A 3642-nucleotide genomic window follows, 5' to 3' on the forward strand; every position below is an offset into this window, starting at 1 on the left:
AGAAAGGTTGATTCTTATTGCAGATGAATTCACAAAAAAAAATAAGAGTTATTTTTCGTTTCTTTCTTTGTGATCTAGCACTCGGAAATTTGAGCCAATACAATACTAAAGGAGGTGGGTTGAAATGGATTGTACGGAAATTTATAAGATAGAATTAATGAATTCGTCTCTTTGAAACGAACTATCTCTAAAGTAATGCGATTTTTACTCTCCGGTGGTGGTAAAGTAGCTCTAGTGCTATAATCCATTAAATACGATAAATAATATTAATATAATGAATGACTTAACTAACCTAAAACCTACAACAAAAACCTTACCCGTAACTTTAAAAGATGTAGCAAAAGCGACTGGGGTAAGTATATCTACCGTCTCTCGGATCCTTGACGAACGATTACCTAAATCCAAGAGCAAATCGGCAGAAAGAGTTAGAGCTGTCGCTAAAGAACTGGGATATACACGAGACGTAATGGCATCTAGTTTGAGGAGAGGTGGAACCGGAACTATAGGAGTTTTGGTTCCTCACCTTACAGATACAGTTATGGCTATTCTGTATGAAGAATTGGCAAAAGCTGCTCAAAACAGTGGCTATTTTACAATTGTGGCTACATGTGGTGACGAGCTAGAAGAGGAAGAAAAAGCTATTGAGTCTCTTTTAGGAAGGCGTGTTGATGGGCTTATTCTTGCCACTTCAAGATTAGATAGTCATTCCACAGAAAAGTTAAGAAAGTCCGGTGTACCTCATACATTAGTACTGAGAACTGACCACACTAGTAACTCAGTTGTGGGGAACGATGTACATGGCGGATATATTGCCACTCGTCATTTGATAGATCTCGGTCATAAAAGGATTGGTATTGTTGCGGGTCCTAATTACTCATCTAACTCATTGGGAAGAACTGAAGGATATAAAAATGCACTAACACAAGCTGGGATAGAATTTGAACAATCTTTATGCATTGAATCACGTTTTGATTTTGAATCAGGAGAGAGCGCTGGAAGAACTCTTTTAAGTCTAAAAAATAGACCTACTGCTATTTTTGCCGTTACCGACAACTTAGCCTTAGGAGTTATGTCAGCAGCGAAAGAATTCCAATTAAATCCAGGAACGGATTTTGCGCTAGTCGGTTACAATGATACTCCACTCGCAAATATGCTACCTACACCGATCTCCTCTGTCCATATTCCATTAGATTTTATCGCTTACAAAGCGATAGACCTTTTATTTGGAGATAAAACAGACGAAATTATAGAAATTATGCCGAGCTTAATTCCTAGATATTCATCAATCCATTATAAAGTGTAAATACTATCCATAGTTTAAAAGCAAAAATCCGAGTAGAATACCACTCGGATTAATAATTCTTACGCAATAAAATTTAACTACCCACACTTATAAAATAACCTTTTGACATATATTTACTATATCTACCATACCCAAACGATCATCAACAATTATTTGCTCTATCTTTTCTTTATCATATTTATCATTTTCATACAACAATATAAACACTTCATCTCCATGTTTTAAGAAATTTCCTTTCCCATAATCAGTATATCTAGTAGCCCCAATAGCGACTTGAATACTTTCTGGAAAATGACAAGTCCTCAACATATTGATTAAATTATCTTTTACTTCCGTTTCTTCTTGATTGTTTATTGTTTCTTTTATCCAGGATAACAATTTTTCATATTTAAATGTATATTCAGTTATGGCACAATCTTCAGTATATTGATGAAGGACATTATCTCTTTTTAAGAAACTAACAATTCTTAACTTTTCCAATGCTGAACCTTCAGAATATGACAATAAAGGGATCGCTTTTAAATAAGCACCTTTTGAACATTTCCCCCAATTTTTCTTTAGTGCAATTCTCTTTATGTTATCATTTCTAATTGAGCAATCATTGAATAATGTATAATGTGTAGCATTCAGGCTAAACACTTTACCATTTTCATATTTTACATCAAGAAAAAGAGATATTTCAGGCTCAATTTGATAATTATAGCTATTTGTTATTCTCAGGTATTCTTTACTAACTGGATAAACACTAAGATAACCACCTATTCCTTTAGCATATATAGGAAACATACACCTAGGGATGTCAACATCATTATCTTCTTGATTTAACGGGTCCAAATGACCTTTAAAGTTACCGGATATTCCTAATATCATATATACCTCCTTTAAATAACATCAAGGATTTATTAACAAATCCTTGATGCCACAACATTTTATAAGAAAAGCTTAATAACCAACCTAAATGACAAGGAAAATATTGCAAACAAACCTATATAACCAAAGATTTTATGTAAGCTTTTGTTAACCAACTTACCCATAATGGATTTTTTAGATGATATAACAAATAACAGGATACCTAGGAATGGAGCGACTAGAACAGTTAAAGCCTGTGCCAAGATAATTAATTTAATTGGAGAACCATTATTAAATACAGCAACTGAAGCTCCAAATACCAAAATACCATATACATACAACTTTACTCTTACGCATGATAATTTGTTACCCCAGCCCATGGCATCACACAATAATGTACCTCCAGCGGAAGCATTCGCGGCCATAGATGAAAATGCCGCAGAAAAAAAGCCAACACTAAAAATAATTGATCCCATTTTCCCTGATAAAGGTTCTAATACTTTAGCAAGTTGGGTAAAATTTTTAACCGTTTCACCGGTAACATTAAATACTGCGGCTGATACAATGATAACCAACATCGTCATGGCCGCCGTAGCTATATTTCCAGGGATCGTATCAGCAATAGTAAGATGCTTATACTGTTCTGGTTTCAGCCCTCTCTCATGGATAGAATAGCCACTATAAAAAGCCGAATTAATGGAAAAATTAGTCCCAATTAACGCTATTAGCAAGTATCCTGCATCAGAAGGTATTGTGGGGATAAAACCCATAGAAACATCAATCCACTCAGGATCACTTAAAATTGCAGATCCCAAAAAACCTAATGACATAATTGCAATTAGAACAACAAGCATCTTCTCTAATGCTCGATACGCATTTTTCATCGCAATCAAAATGCCTACTGCGACAGTTGAAGCTAATACCCAAGCTATAACTGACCCACCAAATAGTAACTGTAAAGCTATACCAGAGCCTATTGCATTCCCAACAGAAAAACATAAAGTAATGAAAAATACACCAACCCCAGCTAACACTCCAATTTTGTGGCCTAAAGTTTCCTTTATTGTGTCAACTAATGACTTCTCACCAGTTGAAAGACCTATCCTGACTGACATATCATTAAAGAAGAACATTAGAATGCCAGAAACTACTATTACCCAAAGTAGATGGTATCCATACTGACTACCTGCTTGTACAGCTGATGTCAGTGCGCCGGGACCAAATCTCCATGCGCCAGCAACAAATGCGGGGCCCATAAGAAGTAACATCTTGTACCAATTAGACGACTTTTCGCCCTGTTGATACGAGCTCCTGACAGTTTTTACTGTCTCTATCCTCGTATTAGATTTCATACAATACCTACATTTTTGTTTCACGTTTAAATTATTATTTTTATAGAAGACTGGAACCACTTGGGTTCCAGTCTAGATATTCTAAAGTTAATCAACTAGTCCAGCGGAGCGAAGGGCTGCCGCTATTTCTTCGTGAGC

The 3642-nt window shown here is 35.5% G+C and carries 3 protein-coding genes; 1 reads left to right on the forward strand and 2 read right to left on the reverse strand.

Annotated elements, in window-relative coordinates; translation table 11 throughout:
* The first annotated feature begins 274 nt into the window (after positions 1-274).
* Positions 275-1303, forward strand: a complete 1029-nt coding sequence (locus tag HUO09_RS21575; RefSeq protein WP_188235250.1) for a LacI family DNA-binding transcriptional regulator — start codon at positions 275-277, stop codon at positions 1301-1303.
* An 87-nt stretch (positions 1304-1390) separates the two neighbouring features.
* Here HUO09_RS21575 and HUO09_RS21580 read toward each other — a convergent pair whose 3' ends face one another.
* Complete coding sequence (locus HUO09_RS21580) at positions 1391-2173, reverse strand: DUF5718 family protein (protein WP_188235251.1); 783 nt, start codon at positions 2171-2173, stop codon at positions 1391-1393.
* Positions 2174-2232: 59 nt separating this feature from the next.
* The gene (locus tag HUO09_RS21585) at positions 2233-3408 is read right to left on the reverse strand and encodes an Nramp family divalent metal transporter (RefSeq protein ID WP_223159527.1); all 1176 of its coding nucleotides are present in this window, start codon (positions 3406-3408) and stop codon (positions 2233-2235) included.
* Positions 3409-3642: the final 234 nt, after the last annotated feature.

The organism is Vibrio sp. Y2-5 (assembly GCF_014596725.1).
GTDB lineage: Bacteria > Pseudomonadota > Gammaproteobacteria > Enterobacterales > Vibrionaceae > Vibrio.